The 23,526-nt window shown below is 40.0% G+C and carries 23 protein-coding genes; 14 read left to right on the top strand and 9 right to left on the bottom strand.

Features of this window, described 5'->3' with window-relative positions:
- The first annotated feature begins 115 nt into the window (after positions 1–115).
- Positions 116–1,144, top strand: coding sequence for a dihydroorotase (pyrC, locus tag ACE3G9_RS00480; protein WP_449218131.1), 1,029 nt, complete (start codon positions 116–118; stop codon positions 1,142–1,144).
- Between the two features lie 108 nt (positions 1,145–1,252).
- Here pyrC and ACE3G9_RS00475 read toward each other — a convergent pair whose 3' ends face one another.
- The 4 genes from ACE3G9_RS00475 to ACE3G9_RS00460 all read right to left on the bottom strand — a co-directional run bounded on the left by ACE3G9_RS00475 (position 1,253) and on the right by ACE3G9_RS00460 (position 4,873).
- Positions 1,253–1,978, bottom strand: a complete 726-nt coding sequence (locus ACE3G9_RS00475; protein WP_449218402.1) for an amino acid ABC transporter ATP-binding protein — start codon at positions 1,976–1,978, stop codon at positions 1,253–1,255.
- 58 nt (positions 1,979–2,036) lie between these two features.
- Positions 2,037–2,984: an amino acid ABC transporter permease gene (locus tag ACE3G9_RS00470; RefSeq protein WP_417880932.1), complete on the bottom strand. Its 948-nt coding sequence runs from the start codon at positions 2,982–2,984 to the stop codon at positions 2,037–2,039.
- An 86-nt stretch (positions 2,985–3,070) separates the two neighbouring features.
- Entirely contained in the window at positions 3,071–3,865 is a 795-nt protein-coding gene (locus ACE3G9_RS00465) for a transporter substrate-binding domain-containing protein (RefSeq protein ID WP_449218130.1), read from the bottom strand.
- A gap of 132 nt (positions 3,866–3,997) precedes the next feature.
- The gene (locus tag ACE3G9_RS00460; protein WP_449218129.1) at positions 3,998–4,873 is read right to left on the bottom strand and encodes a LysR family transcriptional regulator; all 876 of its coding nucleotides are present in this window, start codon (positions 4,871–4,873) and stop codon (positions 3,998–4,000) included.
- A 157-nt stretch (positions 4,874–5,030) separates the two neighbouring features.
- On the opposite strand from ACE3G9_RS00460, the gene ACE3G9_RS00455 reads away from it, so the two are divergent.
- On the top strand, positions 5,031–5,867 hold the full coding sequence (locus ACE3G9_RS00455) for a bifunctional allantoicase/(S)-ureidoglycine aminohydrolase (protein ID WP_449218128.1): 837 nt from the start codon (positions 5,031–5,033) through the stop codon (positions 5,865–5,867).
- Between the two features lie 254 nt (positions 5,868–6,121).
- Here the strand turns inward: ACE3G9_RS00455 and ACE3G9_RS00450 are convergent, their stop codons facing one another.
- The 5 genes from ACE3G9_RS00450 to ACE3G9_RS00430 form a co-directional block, all read right to left on the bottom strand.
- Entirely contained in the window at positions 6,122–7,567 is a 1,446-nt protein-coding gene (locus ACE3G9_RS00450; protein WP_449218127.1) for a sensor histidine kinase, read from the bottom strand.
- On the bottom strand, positions 7,567–8,244 hold the full coding sequence (locus tag ACE3G9_RS00445) for a response regulator transcription factor (protein ID WP_449218126.1): 678 nt from the start codon (positions 8,242–8,244) through the stop codon (positions 7,567–7,569). The genes ACE3G9_RS00450 and ACE3G9_RS00445 overlap by 1 nt, the downstream gene beginning before the upstream one ends.
- A gap of 46 nt (positions 8,245–8,290) precedes the next feature.
- Positions 8,291–8,632, bottom strand: a complete 342-nt coding sequence (locus ACE3G9_RS00440; protein WP_449218125.1) for a diacylglycerol kinase — start codon at positions 8,630–8,632, stop codon at positions 8,291–8,293.
- Between the two features lie 62 nt (positions 8,633–8,694).
- Positions 8,695–10,341, bottom strand: coding sequence for a phosphoethanolamine transferase (locus ACE3G9_RS00435; RefSeq protein WP_449218124.1), 1,647 nt, complete (start codon positions 10,339–10,341; stop codon positions 8,695–8,697).
- Between the two features lie 54 nt (positions 10,342–10,395).
- Positions 10,396–11,448, bottom strand: a complete 1,053-nt coding sequence (locus tag ACE3G9_RS00430; RefSeq protein ID WP_449218123.1) for a glycosyltransferase family 9 protein — start codon at positions 11,446–11,448, stop codon at positions 10,396–10,398.
- 274 nt (positions 11,449–11,722) lie between these two features.
- Here ACE3G9_RS00430 and ACE3G9_RS00425 point away from each other — a divergent pair, with 274 nt between their 5' ends.
- The 12 genes from ACE3G9_RS00425 to ACE3G9_RS00370 all read left to right on the top strand — a co-directional run bounded on the left by ACE3G9_RS00425 (position 11,723) and on the right by ACE3G9_RS00370 (position 23,133).
- A complete protein-coding gene (locus ACE3G9_RS00425; protein ID WP_449218122.1) occupies positions 11,723–12,511 on the top strand; it encodes a ferredoxin--NADP reductase in 789 nt (262 codons plus the stop codon).
- A 413-nt stretch (positions 12,512–12,924) separates the two neighbouring features.
- Positions 12,925–13,968: a phosphate ABC transporter substrate-binding protein PstS gene (gene pstS, locus ACE3G9_RS00420; protein ID WP_449218121.1), complete on the top strand. Its 1,044-nt coding sequence runs from the start codon at positions 12,925–12,927 to the stop codon at positions 13,966–13,968.
- Positions 13,969–14,208: 240 nt separating this feature from the next.
- The gene (pstC, locus tag ACE3G9_RS00415; RefSeq protein WP_449218120.1) at positions 14,209–15,165 is read left to right on the top strand and encodes a phosphate ABC transporter permease subunit PstC; all 957 of its coding nucleotides are present in this window, start codon (positions 14,209–14,211) and stop codon (positions 15,163–15,165) included.
- A complete protein-coding gene (gene pstA / locus ACE3G9_RS00410; RefSeq protein ID WP_449218119.1) occupies positions 15,165–16,052 on the top strand; it encodes a phosphate ABC transporter permease PstA in 888 nt (295 codons plus the stop codon). The genes pstC (ACE3G9_RS00415) and pstA (ACE3G9_RS00410) overlap by 1 nt, the downstream gene beginning before the upstream one ends.
- A gap of 82 nt (positions 16,053–16,134) precedes the next feature.
- Positions 16,135–16,932 (top strand): phosphate ABC transporter ATP-binding protein PstB, encoded by a 798-nt coding sequence (gene pstB, locus ACE3G9_RS00405; protein ID WP_449218401.1) that lies wholly within the window; start codon positions 16,135–16,137, stop codon positions 16,930–16,932.
- A 251-nt stretch (positions 16,933–17,183) separates the two neighbouring features.
- Positions 17,184–18,005 (top strand): phosphate ABC transporter substrate-binding protein, encoded by an 822-nt coding sequence (locus ACE3G9_RS00400; protein ID WP_449218118.1) that lies wholly within the window; start codon positions 17,184–17,186, stop codon positions 18,003–18,005.
- 159 nt (positions 18,006–18,164) lie between these two features.
- Positions 18,165–19,130: a phosphate ABC transporter permease subunit PstC gene (gene pstC, locus ACE3G9_RS00395; protein ID WP_417880943.1), complete on the top strand. Its 966-nt coding sequence runs from the start codon at positions 18,165–18,167 to the stop codon at positions 19,128–19,130.
- A 5-nt stretch (positions 19,131–19,135) separates the two neighbouring features.
- A complete protein-coding gene (gene pstA, locus ACE3G9_RS00390) occupies positions 19,136–20,017 on the top strand; it encodes a phosphate ABC transporter permease PstA (protein WP_449218117.1) in 882 nt (293 codons plus the stop codon).
- Positions 20,018–20,108: 91 nt separating this feature from the next.
- Complete coding sequence (pstB, locus tag ACE3G9_RS00385; protein ID WP_449218116.1) at positions 20,109–20,858, top strand: phosphate ABC transporter ATP-binding protein PstB; 750 nt, start codon at positions 20,109–20,111, stop codon at positions 20,856–20,858.
- Between the two features lie 610 nt (positions 20,859–21,468).
- A complete protein-coding gene (locus tag ACE3G9_RS00380) occupies positions 21,469–21,936 on the top strand; it encodes a Panacea domain-containing protein (RefSeq protein ID WP_449218115.1) in 468 nt (155 codons plus the stop codon).
- The gene (locus tag ACE3G9_RS00375) at positions 21,927–22,148 is read left to right on the top strand and encodes a hypothetical protein (RefSeq protein WP_449218114.1); all 222 of its coding nucleotides are present in this window, start codon (positions 21,927–21,929) and stop codon (positions 22,146–22,148) included. Before ACE3G9_RS00380 ends, ACE3G9_RS00375 begins: the two co-directional genes overlap by 10 nt.
- A gap of 16 nt (positions 22,149–22,164) precedes the next feature.
- Positions 22,165–23,133, top strand: a complete 969-nt coding sequence (locus tag ACE3G9_RS00370) for a RelA/SpoT domain-containing protein (protein ID WP_449218400.1) — start codon at positions 22,165–22,167, stop codon at positions 23,131–23,133.
- The last annotated feature ends 393 nt before the right edge of the window (positions 23,134–23,526 follow it).

Genomic DNA, 23,526 nt, shown 5'->3' with positions numbered 1-23,526 from the left:
CTTGGATATACATACAGAAAATAGGATGAAAAAAAGCAAACTTTACTCTATCATTGCGCCCCATACGAAAGCGTTTGCTTTTTTAAATTGCAACTGATTAATGAGGTGGGAAACCATGACAACTTTGACCATTACACGCCCGGATGATTGGCACGTTCACCTACGCGATGGTGACGCCCTAGCCAATACCGTGAAAGATATTAGCCGCTATAATGGTCGTGCGTTAATCATGCCAAACACCGTTCCACCCGTTACCAACCTACAAATGGCGCTTGATTATCGTGAACGCATCATGGCGCATAACCACAGCGACACATTTGAACCGCTAATGACGCTGTATCTCACTGATAACACCACACCTGAAGATATCCGCGAAGCTCATGCCTCTGGCAAAGTTGTGGCTTGTAAGCTCTACCCTGCTGGCGCGACGACTAACTCAGATTCAGGCGTAACGGACGCTAAGAAAATCTACCCAATCTTAGAAGCAATGGCAGAAGTCGGTATGCTGCTGCTGATTCACGGCGAAGTAACCACTCACGATGTTGATATCTTCGACCGTGAAAAGACTTTCTTAGAGACTGTGCTTGCACCAATCGTTAATGACTTCCCACATCTTAACATCGTGTTAGAGCACATCACGACTCGTGAAGCGGTTGAGTTTGTTAACAAGACTGGTGATAACGTTGCGGCAACCATTACTGCTCACCACTTATTATTTAATCGCAACCACATGTTAGTGGGTGGTATTCGTCCTCACTTCTATTGCTTACCAATTTTAAAGCGTGGTAGCCATCAACAAGCTTTGATTGAAGCGGCAACGTCTGGTTCGAAAAAATTCTTCTTAGGTACTGACTCGGCACCACACGCACAAGGTAAAAAAGAAACCGCTTGTGGCTGTGCTGGCTCTTACACGGCTCACGCTGCGATTGAATTGTATGCTGAAGTATTTGATAAGGAAGGCAAACTAGAAAACTTAGAAGCCTTTACGAGTCACAATGGCCCAGATTTTTACGGCATTGCTCGTAATAGCGATAGCATCACGCTTGAAAAGTCAGCTTGGGATGTGCCGGCAACCATGCCGTTTGGTGAAGACGTTGTCGTGCCAATTCGCGCGAATGAGCAAATCGAATGGCAAGTTAAGTAACGTTATATCTAGATAAATTAAAATGACCCTTTAAAGTTGAACAACCAACCTTGAGGGTCCGTTCAATTGTTCAACTATTCAGGGTCTATACCCAAGTAACTTCAGTAATTAAAGCAACATCGACAAAAACTGCTGCAGTCTTGGATGTTCTGGATTATCGAAAAAGTCATCCGGGCTAGCATCAACCAATAACTCACCATCTTGCATGAACAACACTCGGTCAGCCACTTCGCGAGCAAAGCCCATTTCGTGAGTCACGACGACCATCGTCATCCCTTCATTGGCTAAGCTTTTCATTACCTCTAATACTTCGCCTACCATTTCAGGATCTAGCGCAGAAGTGGGCTCATCAAACAACATAATATGAGGGTTCATCGCTAATGCTCGAGCAATCGCCACACGTTGTTGTTGTCCACCCGATAAATGGTTTGGATAATTACTCATACGCTCAGCAAGACCAACTTTAGCCATTAACGCTTTAGCATCCGCTTCAACCTCTTTGCGTTTGCGCTTTGATACCACCATCGGCGCTAACATGACATTTTCAAGTGCTGTCTTATGTGGAAACAAGTTGAAGCTCTGAAATACCATGCCAACATTTTCACGTAAGGTATTAATATTGGTTGAACGTGCGTACATATCAACACCATCAATCACTATCGAGCCGTCACTAATCGTCTCAAGCTGATTAATAGCACGTAAAAATGTCGATTTCCCTGAACCCGATGGCCCAACAATCACCACAACTTCGCCACGCTTGACAGTTGCGGAAACATTTTTTAATGCATGACATCCATTTGGGTACACTTTGTTGATCTTTTCAGCCACGATCATCGGCTCGCCCTGCGCTGTTGTTGGTACAGATGACTGAGACGACTGGCTTTGATTAGAATTAATCACTGACTGATAACCTCTTTTCTAATGCTTGAATGCCCCAAGATAAACTGCCTGTTAGCAATAAATATAATAACGCGACAGTGATCCACACCTCAAATGGTGCAAACGTACCACTGACGACTTCTCGACCTGCTTTAGTCAAATCAGTAATTGCAATCACAGAGACCAAAGAAGAATCTTTAATCAGGTTAATAAACTGCCCTGCTAATGGTGGAAGGACTTGTTTAAACGCTTGAGGCAAGATGACATACGTCATTGATTGTGGATAGGTCATACCCAATGAACGTGATGCTTCCATTTGACCTTTGTGAATCCCTTGAATACCTGCACGGATAATTTCAGCTACATAAGAAGCGGTAAACATCGAGAGCGCCACGACACCGGAAGTAAAACGATCAAGGTCGAGTACTGTTCCGATAAAGAAATACACAATAAAGATTTGAACTAATAATGGCGTACCACGGATCAATTCAATATAACTCACGGCAAGTTTACGTAATGCGATATTGCTAGAAAGCCTCATTAAGGCAAGGAACATCCCTATCACAATCGCAAAGACTAACGAGATCACAGACAGCTGTATGGTAACAATCACACCTTTGCTTAAAGTGCCCAGCTTCCATTGCTTCTTTTCAGCCAAAGTATCGCCTTCAAACACTAAATCGCCGGCAGCCACTTTAAGGTGTTTAAATTGTGATAAATCCATCAATTCGTCACCGGAAACCGATTGTAGAATTAATGTTCCTTCAGCATTTTCAACGATATCACCATCAAGCGGAGCATTGATGACCTCTGGTTGAGTATCAATGATATAAGGAACAACGCGTTCCCAATTCCAATTGTAATTAATTCTAGACGTCGATAAATAGACGAGAGTAAAAAGCGCCGCAATAATGCCGACAAAAACAAGATTCCAAAAAACCGTATTGGGTTTAGACTGCATAGTAATCCTTTGAATAACAACGTAAAAGACAGATACAAAAACAGCCAGAAGATAGCGTTCACTATTTCTGGCTGTTATACAGTTTCTTACTGAACTTTATCTAACCAAGAAGCAGACTTAAACCATTTGTCGTAAATGCGATCATAAGTACCATCGCCTTTAATTTGATTTAAGTAGTTATTCAAGAAGTTAAGGAAATCAGGATCACCTTGACGAACCGCAAAGCCTAGAGGCTCAAAAGTAAATGGCTTATCTAGGTGAACCACTTCACCTTTATGTTGCGCGGTATAAATAGCATTAAATGGTAGGTCATAAACAAAGGCATCGGCTTTACCATTAGACACTTCAAGGGCTGCATCTGCCGTCGTTTCAAACTTGTTTTGTTTCGCATTTGGTAAGAAGCGGTCAGCCGCAATAATACCGGTCGTGCCGAGTTTAGTCGCAATAGTATATTTTTCGTCATTCAGATCACGGTAGCTAGTAATGTTACCAGCATGCTTAGCATTTAAAAGAATACTTTGACCAATCACCACGTAAGGTTGGGTAAAGTTAACCTGCATATTACGCTTAGCCGTAATGGTCATGCCACCCATGATGACATCACATTTATTGGTTAGAAGGGCTGGGATAATGCCATCCCAAGACGTGTTTACCGGTGTGAATTTTACATCGATTGCTTTTGCGAGCATTTTGCCTAAATCCACATCAAAGCCAATAAACTCACCATTTTTAGCTTTCATTTCAAAAGGCATATAACCCGCATCAAAACAAACACGAAGCTCACCTGATTTGGTAATATTTTGCAAAGTGGTATCAGCTAGCGTTGAAGTAGCCGTAAATAAAGTGGCTGAAAGCACAACCGCTTGAAGTAATTTTTTCATAAAACATCCGTATCATGATTATATTTATCGCCGCATCCCGCAGCCTATCGAAAAGACAAAACGTGTCTTTCTTAATTCATTTATAACAAAGTTGTCATTTACATTAAACCGTTAATTCAATCACAAGCAAGATCAAAAGCTCGAATTTCGAGAATAAATCCCATCACAAGCGTCGATTAATTTATCGACTAACAACTTACTTTGCTGACTCAGTAGCGTCTGCGCATGCAGGATTAACTCCAATGGTGGCACATCTGGCAAGTCATCTTTTGCATTTAAAACTTGATGCAGCGGTGTCACTAGGCGTGTAGGTAGTAATGAAACACCAAGGCCGGCTTCTACTGCGCAGCCTACCCCAGACAGGCTACTCGTGATGTAAGACATTCTCCAACGTTTACCTAGTGAATCAAAAGTATGTGCCATTTCACTGCGATACAACCCGGTACTTGGCAAACCCACCAACGGCACGGTAGCCTTTTGTAAATTATTAAACCCTTTCCCGTCGATCCAACTTAATGGTTCTTGCCATTTAGTAATTCCTTCGGCTTGACCGGGGCGATGTTTAACAAGTGCTATATCCAATTCATTATTTTGAAACTGCGTCCAAATTTCGCTACACATGCCACTTTTCACCTCCAAGCGTACTTCGGGAAAGGCTTGAGAAAATAGCGATAATGTCGGGACTAATTCGTGAGTGGCAAAATCTTCCGGCACGCCAAGTTTAATTGGTCTTTGCTCTGCTGTGCTCACAGTTTCTGCAATCGCTTCTTCCATCATGGTGAGAATTCGACGAGCATGGCTCACGATGCGTTCACCTTCTATTGTTGGCGTGGCGTAGCGTTTTTTACGTACTAGCAATTCACAATCAAGTTGTGCTTCGAGCTTGCGGATCTGCTGACTAATCGTCGATTGAGTTAAGTGAGTACTGTCGGCGGCACGAGTAAAACTTCCGGTATCCACCACCGCAACTAAGCTTCGTAATAACACAGGATCTAACATTGTATTCATATTTCATCTCACTCACTGATTCGCCGGATTCACTTACCACTCTAAACTAGTGGATAATCCACTAATAGCAATTAAATTATTTAATTTTTAAATTACAAATGTAAAGCGCATAATAAATCTATATTTCGTTTTCTCTCTTGTATGAAGGACCACAAGAATGACCAATAAACACACCTATTACTCTCCACAGGGAGGCTTACCACCTCAGACCCAACTATTGTCTGATCGTGCGGTACTGACCGATGCTTATGCCATTATTCCAAAAGGCGTATATAGCGATATCGTGACCAGCTTTTTACCATTTTGGGAAGGCATGCGTATGTGGGTGATCGCTCGTCCACTTAGCGGATTTTCAGAAACTTTTTCTCAATATATTGTCGAAATTGAAGCCGGTGGTGGCTCTAATAAACCTGAACTCGACCCAGCAGCTCAAGGGGTATTGTTTGTGGTTGCCGGTGAAATGGAACTGACTATCGAAGGTGAAAAGCACCATATGGCCGAAGGCGGTTATGCTTATCTGCCACCAAAATGCAATTGGACGGTACACAACAAGGGAAATGAACCTGTACGTTTCCATTGGGTACGTAAAGCGTATCAATACGTAGAAGGGTTAGATGCACCTGAAGCATTTGTGACCAATGAAAACGACATCGAGCCGATTCCGATGCCTGAAACCGATGATGCGTGGGCGACAACACGCTTTGTTGATTCAACCGATATGCGCCACGATATGCACGTGAATATTGTGACATTCCAACCAGGTGGCGTGATCCCATTTGATGAAACTCACGTTATGGAACATGGCTTATATGTTCTAGAAGGCAAAGCGGTTTATCACTTAAACCAACAATGGGTTGAAGTAGAAGCTGGCGATTTCATGTGGCTGCGTGCTTTCTGCCCTCAATCTTGTTATGCCGGTGGCCCTGGCCCGTTCCGCTACTTGCTGTATAAAGACGTCAACCGTCACATGCCATTTATTCGTCCGACTAATTAATTGGTTAGCAACAGACATAAAAAAACCTAGCTCACTTTATAGGCGAGCTAGGTTTCTTTCGTTATATATCACTTATGTCATGTACAGCTGCTGTTATGTAGTATTCCCAAAATAATTGACGTTGTCGGGAGGCGACAAGTAAATGAACGCCGTCAACAAAGCTCTAGCTTCAAGTACGATGGGTATAGGGGGCTACATAATAGAGCCTGATTAGTATCGGCTTTTTCAGCATAAATAAAAACAGAAGATTTACCTTAAGTTTCTTTCCTTATTTCCGCTCTATGACCTTCAATCCCTTGGACTCTAAAACAAATTTCACCACCTTGGTAGGCAACGTCAATTTGATAACCATTTAACCGACATAGGTTATTCACAATCGACAACCCTAGGCCATAACGATCATTAGACGTTCTGGATTGATCGGCTTGATACATTGGTTCCAATAGGTGTGCAATATCTTGTTCAGTCAATATCGTGTGTACTTGATTTCGAACTTCTAACACTACCTCTGCTTGTACTGGTATTAACGATACCGTGACTTGAGAGCCTTCTGGACTATAAAATAATGCGTTATCAATTAAATTCTGCAATATCGTATGTAATGAAAATGAATCACCAATTATCAAAGGCTTATCAATCAATATTTGAATGCGGTTATCGACATCAGAAAACTTAAAAGCCAACTCTTCTATCACTTCATTAACCAACTGGTATAAATCGATCGCTTCTAATTCAATCTGAATGGTCGCTGATGATGCCTTTTGTAATAACAATAAGTTATCAACTATTTTCTTCATTCTTTGGGCGATTTTAAACATATCTTGTTTATAAGTTGCCCCTATTCGCTCATCTTCAGGGTAGCGAATATAAATCTCACTCAAACTCATAATTTCTGCAATTGGCGTTTTCAGTTCATGAGCAATATCGCCTGTTAAGCGCTTTTCGTTCTGTAAAAATACTTGGTTCGCCTTAATAAAAGCATTCAATTCTTGGCGAATAGGTTCGATTTCATCAAACTGCAAATCAGGCTCAGGAATTTCTGTTACCGAACTTTGGTCAATGCCAATTTGTTTAATTTGAGCATTCATGGTTTGTAGTGGTTTCAAGCCTTTATCAACGATACGTATCGCAATATAACGCATCACTACGATAGACATAAAAAATGTCACGACCAACAAAATATCAATCAATACCAACATGCTCTCTGAAGAATGGTTGGACTGATATAAGGCGAAGTAAGCAGGATGTTCATGGCTGACCGACAGTTGTTCAGATTCAGGTAAAAAATAGGAAAGAAATGCTCTTCCCTCTTCCCCATTTGGCAAGGTGACATCGAGTAGTTGATTGGTATTTAACGGTAGGGTTAACTTAATAAGGTTTATCTTTGGATACTCTTCCAATGACTTTGAGCGTTTAAAACTTCGACTATTAGACCAAAACTGATAAAAGTGAGCATCTTCGTCTTCTTGAAATTCAGAGAGGTGGTCATCATCAAAACTTAAGCGATCACCCGAAACCTTAACAAGAGATTTCATATAATTTGCTTTATTGACGAGAGATTTATCAAATTGCTTATCTACCCAACTATCGATACTTAAATCAATCGATAAATAGACCGCAAAAATGATGATACCAAATACCCAAGAAATTGAATTGACTAAATTTCGCTTAATTGAGGATGTCTGTGATTGCTTATACATTAAGAGGTCTCTTCGACAAAATAGCCAAAGCCACGCTTATTTTTAACGGGTAGTACACCACCTAGTGCTCTGACTTTTTTTCGTACTGAAGACAAGTGAGATTCAATGGTATTTTTCGATAGATAATCAAAGTTTCCCACCACAGATTCACTGATCTTCTCAACGTTGACTACCCGCCCTTTGGCAGAAAATAAACATTCTATAATTTTAAACTCATTGCGCGTCAGTTCGATCTCTTGCTCTTGATAGCAAAATCTCTTCGTTTCAAGATCGAGACAAAAACCTCCGACTTGATGACGGTTTCCTTGTTGTAATAGTTGGCCTCTACGTAACAAAGCTAAAATTCGGGCATGTAATTCTTCAAAGGAAAATGGCTTGGTTAAGTAGTCATCTGCCCCCTGCATTAGACCATCAATTTTATCCTGAGGTAGTGTCTTGGCGGATAAGATCAGAACCTTAGTTTGAACCCCTTGCTGGCGTAGAGATCGCAAAATACTCATGCCATCAACATTCGGAAGCATTAGATCTAGGACAATCACATCATACTGCTGGTTCAAGGCCATGGTTAAACCAACGGAACCATCACCCGTTTCATTAACGGTAAAACCAAGATTGTTTAATCCAACACTCAATCCGCGACGCAATGCTTCAGAGTCTTCAATGATCAATACTTTCATTTTTGCTACTCTCTGCTCAAATTCGATCTAGTCTGTATTCATGCCATTAAAATAGCGGGTAAACAATCACACCCCACACCATGGCAGACATAATCATGCTTAAGGTGACGACGGCTGAACCAACATTTTTCGCCACACCAGATAACGTGTGATATTCCAAACCCACTCGATCAACAACCGCTTCAATAGCGGTATTGACCATTTCCGCAAATAGCACAAACATCATAGATAAAATTAAGCATACCGATTGCACTGCGCTAACATCAAGGTAGCAAGCCAAAACAGTTAATGGAATGAATAAGACTAACTCTTGCTGAAATGCAGCCTCATTTTTTATCATCCACTTCAAACCATTAAAACTGTGCTTTAACGTAAAAATGATACGCATAATCCCAGTTCGTTTTACGACAACTTTTTCATTCATCTTTTTTTGGGCCACTCTATTCAATTTTATACGTGACAGTTAGAAAATAAATCTAAGTCTGCTTGTTTAGCTTTTGTTTCTACACCATACAACCCAATCAAACTATGAAAAAAGTTATCATGTGTATAGCGAGATTTCTGAGCTTCCTCTGCTATACAAGACTTATCAACCTGCTTTTGTTTTGCATATTGTTCAGGCAGCCATAACAACCAAGGAACGGTTTTCTGTTCTTTTGGTGCAATAGCATAAGGCGTACCATGTAAATATAAGCCATTTTCACCGAGTGACTCACCATGATCAGACACATACATCATCGACACATTATAGTCTTGCGCATAACTCTGTAGTTGTTTGATCACCTGCGCTAAGAAGAAGTCAGTATATACCAGAGTATTGTCATACACATTGGTAATTTCTTGATCGGTACATTGTTCAATATCTTTTCTATTGCACCATGGGGCAAACTTCGCAAGCCTTGCCGGAAAACGCTGAAAATAAGTGGGGCCATGACTGCCAATCGCATGTAAAACGATCAACTTATCTTTATGATCTTTTTCAATAAATTGCTGAGAAGATTTTAGCATCACCTCATCAAAACAAGTGTTTCCGTCGCATAATGCGTCATCTTTAGTCGGGTCGGTCTTAATTAACTGAGTATTATGAGCAACGCCTTTGTCTCCACCATCATTATCAACCCACAATGTTTCCACCCCTGCCTTGGCAATAATATCGACCGCATTATCTTGTGCATTCGCTTTCGCTTTATTGTAACCAGTGCGATTCATATTCGAAAACATGCAAGGTACCGATAGTGCAGTATAAGTGCCGCATGACGACACATCTTTAAATGAAATCAAACCAAGATCTTTAGTGTATGGCTGCGTGTCGCGAGAATAACCATTATCCGCAAAGTTCATTGCACGGGCCGTTTCCCCTAATACCATTACCACTAAGGTTGGCTTGCCATTTTTTGTTGGCAGCAATTTGGCATCATCGCCTAATGACGTATATGGCAAGGGTTGAGTTAAATAATTACGCTTAATGTACTTATACGTATCATACACATGCGCAGGAATTATCATCTTATTAAGGTAACGGTTATTTCTCCCAACGGAGGCATAATCTTTATAAGTGGTGATCGCAATGATGGTAATAAAAACAATTGAAACCAATATTAATATCACTCGGCTCACTAACTCACGGAAAACCGATGAATGAAATTCGACCTTAACCCAGACAAGTAACATGGTAGGAATCAAGCCAAAAATCAAAAAGTAAAATACTGACCGAATATTAAAATAAAACAAAGCTTCTGATACATTTGTTTCGACAATATTTTCAATCATTGAGGTATCAAATAGTATGTGAAACTCTTGCACCGCATAAAAAGCTATCGCCGAGCTTAAAAACAGAAAACCGTACCAAGGCTTAAGGATGAATGGTAGTGTTAAAATTGAAAAAATAACAATAAAAGCAAAGAAAAGCACAAAAGGTCCAGTATAGGGGAACCAAATATCTGGAACATTTTTACCAAGTGCAAAAACTTTTGATGTGATTGGGTAATTTAGAATAAATCCAAAATAGAAAGAGACGACAAGAATAAAAGTACTTGTTTTCACCTTAGGACGAAACGCATTATCAAAAGTAAATAATCGAAATATAAAAGACGTCATTGAAAAACCTTGTTTAAGCCACAAATATGAATAGAAACCTGAATGACCGCACGACTATTGAGCTATTACTGGTAAATGCTCAGTAACATCCGTGTGATACCAATCATAAAGATTTAAAGACCGTCCATTTATGACACCATAAGTTTCTAAACTTGTATGAGTAAACAAGCCAATACAATTTACACCTGCAGCATCCGCCAAATGCAAAGGCCCTGTATCACAAGAAATAAAGGTATCTACATTTTTCAAAAAACTGGCAAGCAAGCGCAAATTATTGTTTTGATATATTAGTGATTGATTAGACAGTGGCTGATTAATATCACTGCTCAAGATTTCGACCCATTGAATAGGTTCTATGGACTCTTCTTCGAATTTAATTAATATGTTTTTCCATTGTTGATCGGATAATTGTTTTTTCCCTCTGGCTCCTCGGAAAAAGGCAACCAATCTTTTATTTCCATCATAAATTAAAGATCTGTCTTTCATACCTAGCAACTCTTCACTCTCACTAAAAACCAACTTATGGCACACATTGGTCAATTCTTCATTCGTTATGTTTTTAATAAGAAATAGTTTATTAAATGCCATATGTGAAAATTCAAAATCACTTTTAAATGTATGCGTAAAACATATATTTCTATTTTCACTATGAGATGAAATTTTGTTTTTAGCTGGTAACACTGATGCGATAAAACTATCTTCAGAAGAAGAGTAAGGAATTAACATCAAATCCATGTTTTTTTGTCTTAACGACTTTATTAACTTTAAACATGACACTACTTTCGAAAATGAGAAGTTAGAAACCAAAATTTCATCTATGCCGATATTTTCAAAAATAGATTTCTGCCATGATTGAGATAGTAGCAAAGTGATTTTGGCATCAGGATAGGCAGATCTTATTTGTTTAATAAAAGGAATTAAAAATAAAATGTTGCCGATTCTTTTGTTATTTCTGATTATCAATATTGAACTCACCTCTTCCTTTTGTAAGAGGCGAGATTGATTTTGGCTGCTATTCAGAAACCATCGATACAATAATGGCTCTAGTGTTGCCATCTTACGTCGACGATATCGATCAAAATTCCGTAACCATGTTTTAATGCTCATACAGTACCTACTTCAATTCTCTTCATTAACCACGACTTTAAAGGGTCAAACTGAAGATTGACTGAAGATGCACTGAAACTTAGCGCAAGATAAAGTCACAACAGATTTGCCAATCTATTAGAATCACTATGATCATATTCAATTTGTCTTGCCTAAAGCTTGTTTTATTCTTGCTGAAACTCGCACCTTGAAGTGACTTGGGTATATACTGAAAGTGTATGCTGGAATTGTTAATTTTTATCTTAAATACCCAAGAATAAACAAGGAGATGCAGATGAAAGAAGTACCACTCGGATTTGTTACTAGTACTATTATCAAACGGATAGATTGGGCAAAACATTTATTTTCTCTTCGCGTGCAAGCCCCTATCAATGCCTTTCCTACTCTGGCTTTCACTGCGGGTCAATTCAGCAAACTTGCCGTACTCAATGAACAAGGTGAATGGGTAAGACGCGCCTATTCAATGGTCAATAAACCTTGCTTAAGTGGTGATAAAATTGAGTTGGAGTTTTTAGTCATCGAAATTCCAAATGGTCAACTTACCCCATTACTTGAACACAAACAGGTTGGCGATGAGGTACTCGTCGGCACTCTTCCTGCTGGCTTTATGACGATTGATGAAGTACCTGAAGGGCCGAAAGATTTATGGATGTTATCAACTGGCACTGGCATCGGGCCATACTTATCGATTTTAGAAGAAGTTGAACAATGCCAGCGTTTTGAGCATTTAATTTTAGTGCACGCGGTACGTACCAAGGAAGAGTTGGTTTATAAAGAAAAGATCATGGAACTGATGAAAACGTATCAGGGTAAGTTACGTTATGTGCCGATTGTCTCTCGAGAAGAGGTCTCTGGTGCCTTATCTGGGCGAATTCCACAAAGGTTGCAAGATGGCTCACTTGCTAAAGCTGCGCACGTAGAACCAAGTATAGAAAGCAGTTTCTTCTATTTATGTGGCAACCCAAACATGGTGCATGACACAAGGGATTGCTTGCAGCAAATGGGTTATAAAAAACACCTACGTCGGGAAGCTGGCCAATTTAGCTTTGAGAACTACTGGTAATTAAAGCCCCACCTATCGCCTACTTAACTGGTCTTCTTATTATCTCAGTAATGCACTTGGGTGTGTTATTCATTGTCATTCAGCGTGATCAAAGTATTAACTCACCCATAGTCAAACAATGATTTTTCATCCCTATATACACTACTTATAAATCATCAATATTTAATTGTTACAAATATTTCCAATGTTAACACTTGGAAATTTCGATTTTAAAAGAAGAAACACGCTCTATCACCTAAATTCCCGCCCTCACAAAATAAAAATATTAACCTATATATCAGAAGGTTAAAAAAGCCCCCACCTAATCAACAAAAGAAAAAATAAAAATACCCCACACTGTCACACAAATGAAATGTAGGCGAGTTAACTTACCAAATGAAAACACATTTACTTACAATTTTTAGGATAAAAAAATGAAGAAGTACGCTTTTCTTTTAGCCTCTCTTGCGGTTGTTTCTACCTCTGGCATGGCAGCGACAACGATCAACGGTGCTGGTGCAACATTTCCTTACCCTGTTTACGCTGATTGGGCAAAGGCTTACAACCAAGAAACGGGTGTTAAGCTGAACTATCAATCTATTGGTTCTGGCGGTGGCATTAAACAAATTGAAGCAAAAACTGTCGACTTCGGTGCATCGGACGCGCCTTTAACAAAAGAAGAACTGGATCAAAATGGCTTAGTTCAATTTCCAGCGGTAATGGGCTCTATCGTTCCAGTTATTAATGTGAAAGGTATTGCAGCTGGTCAGCTTAAACTGTCAGGTGAAGCTTTAGCAGACATTTACCTAGGTAAAGTTAAGTACTGGGATGACGCTGAACTAAAAGCATTGAATGATGATATTCAACTTCCCCACCAAATGATTGTTTCTGTTCACCGTTCAGACGGTTCAGGCACAACATTCAACTTCACTGATTATCTCAACCGTGCAAGCAAATCTTGGGCTGACCAAGTAGGCATGGGTAAAGAAGTGGCATGGCCTAAACTGGCAACTAACCTAGGCGGCAAAGGTAATGCTGGCGTTGCTAACCTAGTAAAACGTACTCCAGGTGCTATTGGTTATGTTGAATACGCTTATGCAGAGCAAAACGACCTAATTTACACACAAATGAAAAATAAAGACGGCAATTTCGTTAAGCCAGAACTTACTGCATTCCAAGCAGCAGCTGCGAATGCAGATTGGGCGAACGCTCCAGGCTTCAGACTCATGCTAAACGACCAACCTGGCGCACAGTCATGGCCAATGACAGCAGCAACATTCATCTTGATGCACAAAGAACAAGCTAATCCAGAAACGGCTAAAGAAGTACTTAAGTTCTTCAAGTGGGGTTACGAGCACGGCGATATGGCTACGAAATTGGGTTACATTCCAATGCCAGAAAGCGTAGTAGATATGGTTGAGACTATGTGGTCTACCGATATCAAAGACTCAAAAGGCACACAAGTTTTCACTAAATAAGTGAAGCAAAAAGAATAGGGAGGTGCTATCTAATGGCTAAGCACCTTTCATTGTTTACGAGCCACTCATCGTTAACAAGAAATCATTATTTGACAACGGGTTAGGTTTCCAATTGCTCAGATTTTAAGCTGTTAAGTTAACCAAACACGGAAATCAGTAATACCGATACCTTTTTCATTGGATGCTGCAGTGTCTAATGAAAAAGGTATTTGATTTCATTACATACATCAGGATATCACTTTGAGCGTTTTATCTTCTACTTCGGCAGCGCCATCAAGACGATTATCTCACTTAGGTGCAGATAAACTATTCCAAAAGCTCAGCTTTGCAAGTGCATTGCTGATCACTGTACTTATGGTGGCGTTATTTGCTTCATTAGTTGGTGGGGCATTACCGGCCATCTCTGAATACGGTTTCAGTTTTATTACTAGTACTCACTGGGATCCGGTTCAATCTCTTTTTGGAGCGGCGAACGCACTTTATGGCACCATCGTTTCTGCCCTCATTGCAGTATTACTTGCGACGCCTATTGGCATCGCGATTGCAATTTCTTTATCAGAATTAATGCCAAAATGGCTAGCAAAACCGATTAGTATTGCTATTGAGTTGCTTGCTGCGGTACCTAGTATTATCTACGGTATGTGGGGCTTATTTGTTTTTGCACCTTGGTTTTCTGAACATGTGCAAATGTGGTTACTGGAAAATATCAGCCCACTTCCAGTCATTGGCGTGTTATTTGAAGGTCCACCGATCGGCTTAGGCTTGCTCACTTCGGGCATCATCTTAGCGATTATGATTTTACCGATCTTAACTTCACTGATTAAAGATGCACTGACAACGGTACCAAATGTATTACGTGAATCGTCTTATGGCATTGGTGCACATTCTTGTGAAGTGATTTTGAAAGTCTTACTCCCTTCCATTAAAAGCTCAATCTTAGGTGCTTTCATCTTGTCATTAGGTCGTGCTTTAGGCGAAACCATGGCCATCACTTTTGTGATCGGCGGTTCACAAGATATCAACGCCTCATTGTTTATGCCTGCTACTTCAATTTCGGCCACGATTGCAGAGCAATTTAATGAAGCGACAAACCCTATGCACTTGGCATCGCTTTTAGAACTCGGTCTCGTCTTGTTCTTAGTTACTTTTATAGTGATGGGTTATGCCCGTATTCAGCTTAGAAAAGGAGCGAAATAATGACTCATTCTCCCTCCATGTCTCGAGCCAAGTGGCGCACAGTCAAAAGTAAAGTGTTCCGGACCTTATGCTACGCCGCAACTGGTGTAGGCTTATTGATTTTGGCTGTCATTTTATACAGTTTATTAAGTAAAGGTTTACACGGGCTGCATTGGACAACCTTTACCGAATCCATGCCAAGCCCTGGCAGTGAAGGCGGCTTAGCTAACGCCATCGTCGGCAGCTTAATGATCAGCTTAGTCGGTATTGCTATTGCAATTCCGGTTGGTCTGCTCGCTGGCACTTGGTTGTCGGAATATGGTAAGGACTCAAAACTTGCCGATACTATTCGCTTTTTAAACGGCATGTTAATGAGTTCCCCTTCTATTTTGATTGGTCTATTCATTTACGAAATTTTTGTGCAACCATTTGGTGGATTTTCGGGTTGGGCGGGTTCTATCGCACTTGCAATCATCGCGCTGCCTATGATCATTTCTACAACAGAAGAGATGTTGAAATTGGTGCCGAAAACCATTCGTGAAGCTGGTGCAGGCATCGGGTTACCGAAATGGAGAGTGACGTTATCGCTCAGTTATCGCAGTGTGGGTGCAGGTATTTTAACTGGCATTTTATTGTCATTTTCTCGCATTTGTGGCGAAACCGCTCCTTTGCTCTTTACCGCATTAAATAATACCTTTATGTCATTTGATATGAATGGGCCGATAGCGAACTTGCCTGTCACCATTTATCGCTTGGCAATGAGTCCTTATGACACATGGAATAATTTAGCCTGGACTGGTGCGTTGATCGTCACGGTTACTATTTTATGCCTAAACATTATTTCTCGATTTTTACCGGCTTGGTTAGCGAAATTTACCCAACGTAAAAACCTAAAGCAAAACGGATAAACCCATTATGAATGCAACCACTCAAGTTAAAGTTAGTCAATTTCCGAACAAAACGGCCGTATCTGACCGTAACATAATTACAATGAATACCACTATGACCAACAATAAAGAAGTGACATCACGCAGCAAGCGCATGGATATTCAAGGCTTAAACTTTTTTTATGGCAAAGGGAAGCAAGCGTTATTTGACATTAACTTGTCCATTTATAACAAGCAAGTCACCGCAATTATTGGCGCGTCAGGTTGTGGTAAGTCAACTCTACTTCGCACCATGAACCGTATTTATAACTTATACGATGAACAATACGCGGAAGGCAAAATTTTACTCGATGATGAAAACATTCTCGCCAGCGGTATCGACCGTTACGGCTTACGCAGCAAAGTTGGTATGATTTTCCAAAAACCCACGCCATTTCCAATGAGCATTTATGAAAATATTGCGTTTGGTATTCGTTTAAATGAAAAGCTATCGAAAGCAGAAATGGATACGCGAGTACAAGATGCATTAGAGCACGCTCGTTTATGGAAAGAAGTAAAAAATAAACTGCACGTAGATGCAATGGGCCTATCGGGTGGTCAACAGCAACGTTTATGTATTGCACGAACCATAGCGTTAAAACCAGAAGTGATCTTGATGGACGAACCGACTTCTGCACTTGACCCTATTGCTACTCAAGGCATCGAGAAGCTGATCACCAAACTCCGCAAATCATTTACTCTCGTGATCGTGACGCACAACATGCAACAAGCGAAGCGAATTTCTGATTTTACCGCTTTCATGCACTTGGGTAAATTGATCGAATTTGGTGAAACCGAGCAAATTTTCATCCAGCCCAAACAAACCATGACAGCAGAATACATTGGTGGTGAATTCGGCTAACCATTATCCTAATCTGCTATTGAAGCGGTTGTTAACTTAAGGCTACCGCTTCAAATTCAGAAGATTTGTCGTTCGACACTCTATTTGACCATACACATTCTTCAATTCTTTTCTCTTGCAGGTCATCAACAAGATTCACCTCTGTCATTTATGTTTCAAATTAATGTAACACAACTGTCATATTCCAACCCTAAAGTGGCTTTCGTCAACTGAACGACTTAACGGCATGAAGCCATAAAGGAAACGAAAGTATGAAAAAGACAGTAATCAGCGCTCTAGCAATCCTAAGCGCGCTATCAGTAAACCCAGTATCAGCCAAAGAAACTATCTCTGCGGTAGGTTCAAGTAGTGTTACTCCGTTAATGGAAGTCTTTGCTGAAACATACATGAAAACCAACTCGGATGTATTTATTGAAGTTCAAGGTCCTGGTTCTTCGGCTGGTATCAAAGCTGCAAAAAATAATTCAGCTGACCTTGGCATGTCTTCTCGTGCTTTAAAGGCGGAAGAAAAAGAGCCGACATTAATAGAAGAAGTCGTTGCACGTGATGGTATCGCCGTTGTTGTTAACCCAAAAAACTCATTGAAGGGTTTAACTTCTGAGCAGATCACGAAAATTTATAAAGGCGAAATCACTAACTGGAAAGACGTTGGTGGTGAAGACAAGCCTATCGTCGCCATTACACGCGATACTGCCTCTGGTACTCGTGGCGCATTTGAAGACATCATGAATTTAAAAATGAAAGTGAACGATATGAAAGTATCGGCTATTTCTCAACGTGCTCAAGTTGCTAACGGTAACGGCGGTCTAAAAACAATGGTCGCAAGCAACCCTTACGCTATCGGTTACATCTCATTAGGTACGGTTGATAACACGGTTCACCCACTCACAGTTGATGGCGTTGAGGCAACCGTTACAAATGTTAAGAATGATACTTACAAAGTTGCTCGTCCTTTCCTAGTGCTTTACCACGAAGGTCGTCCAACACCAACGGCTCAAAAATTCCTAGATTGGATGCTAACTAAAGACGCTCAAAAGTTAGTAACCGAACAAGGCTATATTGATATCCACTAAGCAACACCTTTCACTTTAATTGCTCGGCTCGCAAGAGCTGAGCTTATTTTCCATCTCGGATACTTAGCATACCTAAAGTCATTGTAGTTGCCGTGAACACAACAAAACTGCAACAGCATGTTAACAGGTATAAACATTTTCGATATGTGAGTTTTGATTATGACCATCGCCACTTATAGTGACCAAACAACAAATAGTGACAAGCTTATGAATACTGTCGCCAATTCGGAAGACCCAACGTCTGAAAACAATGGCAACTTACGCCAGAAAAAAGGTATCGACTGGAAAGAGAAAATTTTCCACGGCTTATTTTTAGGTAGTGCCATTATAGGTATCGTGTCTCTTGCCCTCATCGCTTATTTCATCATTGCTGAAAGTATCCCTGCATTTAAAGCCGTGGGCGTTTCAGGCATTGTATTAGGTGATAACTGGCTACCACCGGCGTTATATGGTGTGTACACCATGATCGTCGCGTCAATTGTATCAACCTTTGGTGCTGTCCTTGTTGGAGTACCAGTCGGCTTATTAACCGCTATTTTTATTGCTGAAATTGCCCCTAAACGTGTCGCCGATGTCATTCGTCCTGCGGTTGAATTATTAGCGGGTATTCCCTCCGTCGTGTACGGCTTCTTTGGTCTGGTGATCATCGTGCCACTCATTCAGCAAATCTTTGAAGTTCCAGCGGGTAACACCATTCTTGCCGGTATTATTGTACTTGGTGTGATGATTCTACCAACGGTAATTACGGTTTCAGAAACCTCTATCCGTGCGGTACCCCATGCTTATAAAGAAGGTTCGTTGGCACTCGGGGCTTCAAAAACCTTCACGATATTTAAAATCCTCTTACCTGCTGCTCGCTCAGGCATTATGACTGGTGTCATCCTAGGTATCGCCCGCGCTTTAGGCGAAACCATGGCCATTATTATGGTGATGGGTAACGCCCCTGCGATGCCAGAAGGCATTCTTGATTCAGCTCGTACCTTAACCGCCAATATTGCCATTGAAATGTCTTATGCAAGTGGTATTCACGCCAACGCGCTTTATGCAACTGGTGTGGTGTTATTAGTCTTCATCATGATTTTAAATGCAGCTCTTCTGTACCTTAACCGTCAGAAAGCGAGGTAAGCACTATGGATTTCTCAAAAGACTCAGAATTACTCAAACTGAAAAAACAACGCCAAAATAAAGATCTTATTTTAAATGTATTTATCTGGATTTCGGCTGGTCTAACCGTTGGTTTCTTGTTCTGGATTATCTGGTACATCTTATCCAATGGCCTACAGCACGTAAATTGGAACTTCATCACCGATGACTACACTCGTACGGGTGAGGAGCACGGTATTTTCCCGATGATCGTGTCTACCATCTATATGGTAATTGCTTCCATTGCGGTGGCTGCTCCACTCGGCATTATGACGGCGATTTACTTAACCGAATACGCCAAACCGGGTAGTAAATTGGTTAAAGTGATCCGTTTTTGTACTGAATCATTAGCCGGTATTCCATCGATCATCTTTGGTCTATTTGGTATGACATTCTTCGTTGCGGTAATGGGCTTTGGTTTCTCAATCTTGTCTGGTGCTCTTACGCTCAGTATTTTGATTCTACCTGTGATCATTCGTACAACTGAAGAAGCATTAATGGCGGTATCACAAACTTACCGTGAAGGTTCTTACGGCCTTGGTGCATCAAAAATCTATACTATCTGGCGCTTAATTTTACCAAGTGCTATGCCAGGTATTTTAACGTCGGTCATTCTAAGTATTGGTCGTGTCATTGGTGAATCTGCCCCGGTGTTCTTAACCGCAGGTATGGTTGCTCGTATTCCAGAATCACTACTTGATTCAGGCCGTACGCTAACCGTTCACCTTTATAAATTAACAACCGAGTTATTTACTGTAGACGAATGGAACCAAGCCTACGGAACCGCAACGGTGTTAATCGTATTAGTACTTCTCATTAATATGCTAACGAAACTGATAGCAAGCCGCTTCAATAAAGCGAATTACTAACTTACAAACACGAATTTAACTTTAAACAGAATGATAGGTAGTGGCTAAGTACACAAGTGGCGGCTACCTCGACAAATTAGAGAATAAGACAATGAATAAATTTAATATCGAAAATCTAGATCTTTTTTATGGTGATAACCAAGCACTTAAAAACATTAATTTACCGATTCCACAAAAGAAAGTGACGGCTCTCATCGGCCCATCAGGTTGTGGAAAATCCACTCTATTACGTTGTTTAAATCGCATGAACGACTTAATTGCAGGGGTTAAAATCACGGGTAAAGTGTCAATGGATGACAACGATATTTATGGCAACATTGACGTATCAGATCTACGTATTAAGGTGGGAATGGTATTCCAAAAACCGAATCCATTTCCAATGAGCATTTATGAAAATGTCGCATACGGCCTACGTGCTCAAGGGATTAAAGATAAAAAGCATATTGATTCAGTAGTAGAAAAATCACTACGCGGCGCAGCGTTATGGGATGAAGTGAAAGACCGTTTGAAATCACATGCGTTTGGCCTATCTGGTGGTCAGCAACAACGTTTATGTATTGCTCGAACCATTGCCATGCAGCCTGATGTGATTTTAATGGATGAACCAACCTCTGCACTTGACCCAATTGCCACTCATAAAATTGAAGAATTGATGGAATCCCTAAAGAAAGAGTTCACCATCGTTATCGTGACTCACTCAATGCAGCAAGCACGTCGTATTTCAGACCGTACCGCCTTCTTCTTAATGGGTGAACTGGTTGAGCATGATGAAACACAAATCATCTTCAGCAACCCGAAAGATGACCGCACACAAGGTTATGTGAATGGTGATTTCGGTTAAAAGGTAAGTAGGTCGTTAGGCTCTAAAAAACGGCGCCTAACACTAAGAATAACTATAAAAAAGCGATGGAACGTTTGCCCCTTACTGAGGGGCTTTTTTATACCCATAAAAACATACATTTAACTTTAAAAACAGTAAGTTAACACATATTACTAACGCATAAAATACAGGTTTTTTAGCATAGTTTTGGTCAAATTGTGGACAGGGGATTAAGCGTGAGTGCTTCATTGAGGTAGTCAGGAACCATCGTTCAATAAGCTCAGCTAAAGAGCGTTGACCCTGTGGTTTCTCCTGACCATTCTCGTTGTTACAAATAACTAATAAGTGACGCTCGTACTATTGAGATTCGGGTTTAGTAGAGAGTGATTTTTACGATAGCACTTACTCTCTCAACCGGAGGATGGCAATCGACTTAATAGCCAGTTTTAATAGATTTGATACTCATTGATTTTAACCATATATAATTATACAGTTTCCCACGAAGGGAGCTGTATAAAAACACAGTAACAATAAGGCAACTTATAGCAATATGTCGCATATTGTATTAATATGAGTATCTAAACTGCTAAAAAATTCGTATCGTAAACTTACATAACTAATTGGATTAAAAATGAAAGCCTATCATACCTACAGCGCTGTTGATGTTGCGTTTCGCTTACTCGCTCATGCGAAAAAGCAAGGTAAATGCTTCACCAATTTGCAACTGCAAAAGTTGACTTATGTATGTCATGGTCTGTCGCTATCTCACTTTAAACGACCATTGATTATCGAAGACGTTTACGCATGGCAGTATGGACCAGTTGTACCTTCTGTTTATTTTAGATTTAAAACATTTGGCTCAACGGTAATAACCGAAGAAAGTGATACATGTCTTGATGCTGAAAGCGATAGCATCATTCGAGATGTAGTAACCAAATTAGGCGATTATTCTGGTCCTCAGCTTGTTGAATTAACACATAGAGATGGTAGCCCATGGAAAATAACGTGGGATAAAAACCCACAACAAATTATCCCTGATGCGCTAATTCAAAAGCACTACGACAACATTCAAAAAACAGGACACACTACGTGTCTATAGATGATAAAAAGAAGCATAATTGCGAAACAGATTTAGGTGTCATTAACTTTAAAGTTGATGGCACTTTTTCTTTAGATGAAGACTCTATTACTGAGGTTGAGCAATCCCTCGAAAGCTTCATCCAAGAACAAGATTTAGTTCCTGAAAAGTTCACTTATTCAGGTAAAGATATAAAGCGAGTGATGCTTACAGAAAACAAGAAGGCGACTTAAAAAATCTTTAGCCGTTATCCAAGCCTTTCGTGAAGCTCATGAACAGCCATTAAAAACTATTTCATATTTTTTATCACAATGCTGTGATCACTTAGAATTAAAAATAACGCCTGTTGGCCGCTTAAAACGTACTGATACCATCATTAACAAGTTACAACGCCCTTCTCTTGATGGAAAAACACCAAATAAAACATGTGTAAAGACCATGGTTGATATTGCTGGATGCCGTTTGATACTTCCAAACATGGAGATATTAAGGCAAATAACCAACTACATCGAAGAAAAAGTGGCTGGTATTCAGAGAATTGAAATAATTCGATCGCGAGATTATATAGCAGATCCTAAGGATAACGATTGTCGCTATCGAAGTCTCCATATTCATTTTAAATATCACACGAATCAAAGCAAAACATTTAAAGTTGAAGCTCAATTAAGAACCGAAAACCAGCATGCCTGGGCAACTACAGTTGAAATAATTGATTTATTAGAGCACACAAAAATCAAAACACACTCGCATGATGAGTTATATAAACCTCAAGTACAAAAACAATGGGAACAATTGCTTATTTGCATGAGCGACTATATTGCTGATAAGGAAAAAATCATTGTACTAACCGATCAAGAAAAACAAGCAATCAATCATCGATTGATAGAGTTAAACCATGAATTACATGCAATTCATAGATTAGAATCATTTCAGATGATGAATAAGAAATTAGAAACCCTTATTAGTGACAGCAAGCACCAGCATGTTTTATTTCTGATAAATGAGGCTGAACAAGAAATCTTTCTAGAAGAGGTTTACGATAAAAAAAAGCAAGCCATTGCACGGTATAACTTAATAGAAAAGACTTTCACAGGCTTTGAGCATCTAAATGCTTTACTTGTTTCAACAGAGAAAATGAGCTCTATAAGTCAAGCATATCCCAATTATGCTGGTGACTGTTCCGAGTTTATAACCTTACTCAATGAGGCTATTAAGTAACACTGGCCTTACAGACTCGTTTTCTTATACGTTAGGCTCAAATATAAAACGTTAAGTAAAACATGTTATGTGTTAGGCTAAAATAACTAACCTAACGCATAAGACTAAGCTAAATCTCAACATTTATTTAAACATGTTGAATTAGGCTACGCTACTAACTTCTTCAAGCTCTTTTTCTATAGCCAGTGATTCACGATATTCACTTGCTTCTGCTTTCAGCAAGAATGTTGTATATAAGACGCTGGATAAAAAAGAGAGGAAGCCTTAGCCTACCCTCTCATATTCACTATTTTTATCACCTTAGCTTAACCTTTTAAGCTAGACATAAAATACAACTCATAAGCATGTAAACGATTGTTGATCACACACTCATCATGGTTAATGTCACGGAAT

Source organism: Vibrio sp. E150_018, assembly GCF_053544035.1.
The sequence above is the reverse complement of the archived record's forward strand: the minus strand, read 5'-3'. Positions and strand labels throughout refer to the sequence as shown.

Excerpts from the sequence above, each read along its gene's own strand:
- pyrC (WP_449218131.1), top strand. The coding sequence starts at position 116 with ATGACAACTTTGACCATTACACGCCCGGATGATTGGCACGTTCACCTA.
- ACE3G9_RS00475 (WP_449218402.1), bottom strand. The coding sequence starts at position 1,978 with ATGATCGTGGCTGAAAAGATCAACAAAGTGTACCCAAATGGATGTCAT.
- ACE3G9_RS00470 (WP_417880932.1), bottom strand. The coding sequence starts at position 2,984 with ATGCAGTCTAAACCCAATACGGTTTTTTGGAATCTTGTTTTTGTCGGC.
- ACE3G9_RS00465 (WP_449218130.1), bottom strand. The coding sequence starts at position 3,865 with ATGAAAAAATTACTTCAAGCGGTTGTGCTTTCAGCCACTTTATTTACG.
- ACE3G9_RS00460 (WP_449218129.1), bottom strand. The coding sequence starts at position 4,873 with ATGAATACAATGTTAGATCCTGTGTTATTACGAAGCTTAGTTGCGGTG.
- ACE3G9_RS00455 (WP_449218128.1), top strand. The coding sequence starts at position 5,031 with ATGACCAATAAACACACCTATTACTCTCCACAGGGAGGCTTACCACCT.
- ACE3G9_RS00450 (WP_449218127.1), bottom strand. The coding sequence starts at position 7,567 with ATGTATAAGCAATCACAGACATCCTCAATTAAGCGAAATTTAGTCAAT.
- ACE3G9_RS00445 (WP_449218126.1), bottom strand. The coding sequence starts at position 8,244 with ATGAAAGTATTGATCATTGAAGACTCTGAAGCATTGCGTCGCGGATTG.
- ACE3G9_RS00440 (WP_449218125.1), bottom strand. The coding sequence starts at position 8,632 with ATGCGTATCATTTTTACGTTAAAGCACAGTTTTAATGGTTTGAAGTGG.
- ACE3G9_RS00435 (WP_449218124.1), bottom strand. The coding sequence starts at position 10,341 with ATGACGTCTTTTATATTTCGATTATTTACTTTTGATAATGCGTTTCGT.
- ACE3G9_RS00430 (WP_449218123.1), bottom strand. The coding sequence starts at position 11,448 with ATGAGCATTAAAACATGGTTACGGAATTTTGATCGATATCGTCGACGT.
- ACE3G9_RS00425 (WP_449218122.1), top strand. The coding sequence starts at position 11,723 with ATGAAAGAAGTACCACTCGGATTTGTTACTAGTACTATTATCAAACGG.
- pstS (WP_449218121.1), top strand. The coding sequence starts at position 12,925 with ATGAAGAAGTACGCTTTTCTTTTAGCCTCTCTTGCGGTTGTTTCTACC.
- pstA (WP_449218119.1), top strand. The coding sequence starts at position 15,165 with ATGACTCATTCTCCCTCCATGTCTCGAGCCAAGTGGCGCACAGTCAAA.
- pstB (WP_449218401.1), top strand. The coding sequence starts at position 16,135 with ATGAATACCACTATGACCAACAATAAAGAAGTGACATCACGCAGCAAG.
- ACE3G9_RS00400 (WP_449218118.1), top strand. The coding sequence starts at position 17,184 with ATGAAAAAGACAGTAATCAGCGCTCTAGCAATCCTAAGCGCGCTATCA.
- pstC (WP_417880943.1), top strand. The coding sequence starts at position 18,165 with ATGACCATCGCCACTTATAGTGACCAAACAACAAATAGTGACAAGCTT.
- pstA (WP_449218117.1), top strand. The coding sequence starts at position 19,136 with ATGGATTTCTCAAAAGACTCAGAATTACTCAAACTGAAAAAACAACGC.
- pstB (WP_449218116.1), top strand. The coding sequence starts at position 20,109 with ATGAATAAATTTAATATCGAAAATCTAGATCTTTTTTATGGTGATAAC.
- ACE3G9_RS00380 (WP_449218115.1), top strand. The coding sequence starts at position 21,469 with ATGAAAGCCTATCATACCTACAGCGCTGTTGATGTTGCGTTTCGCTTA.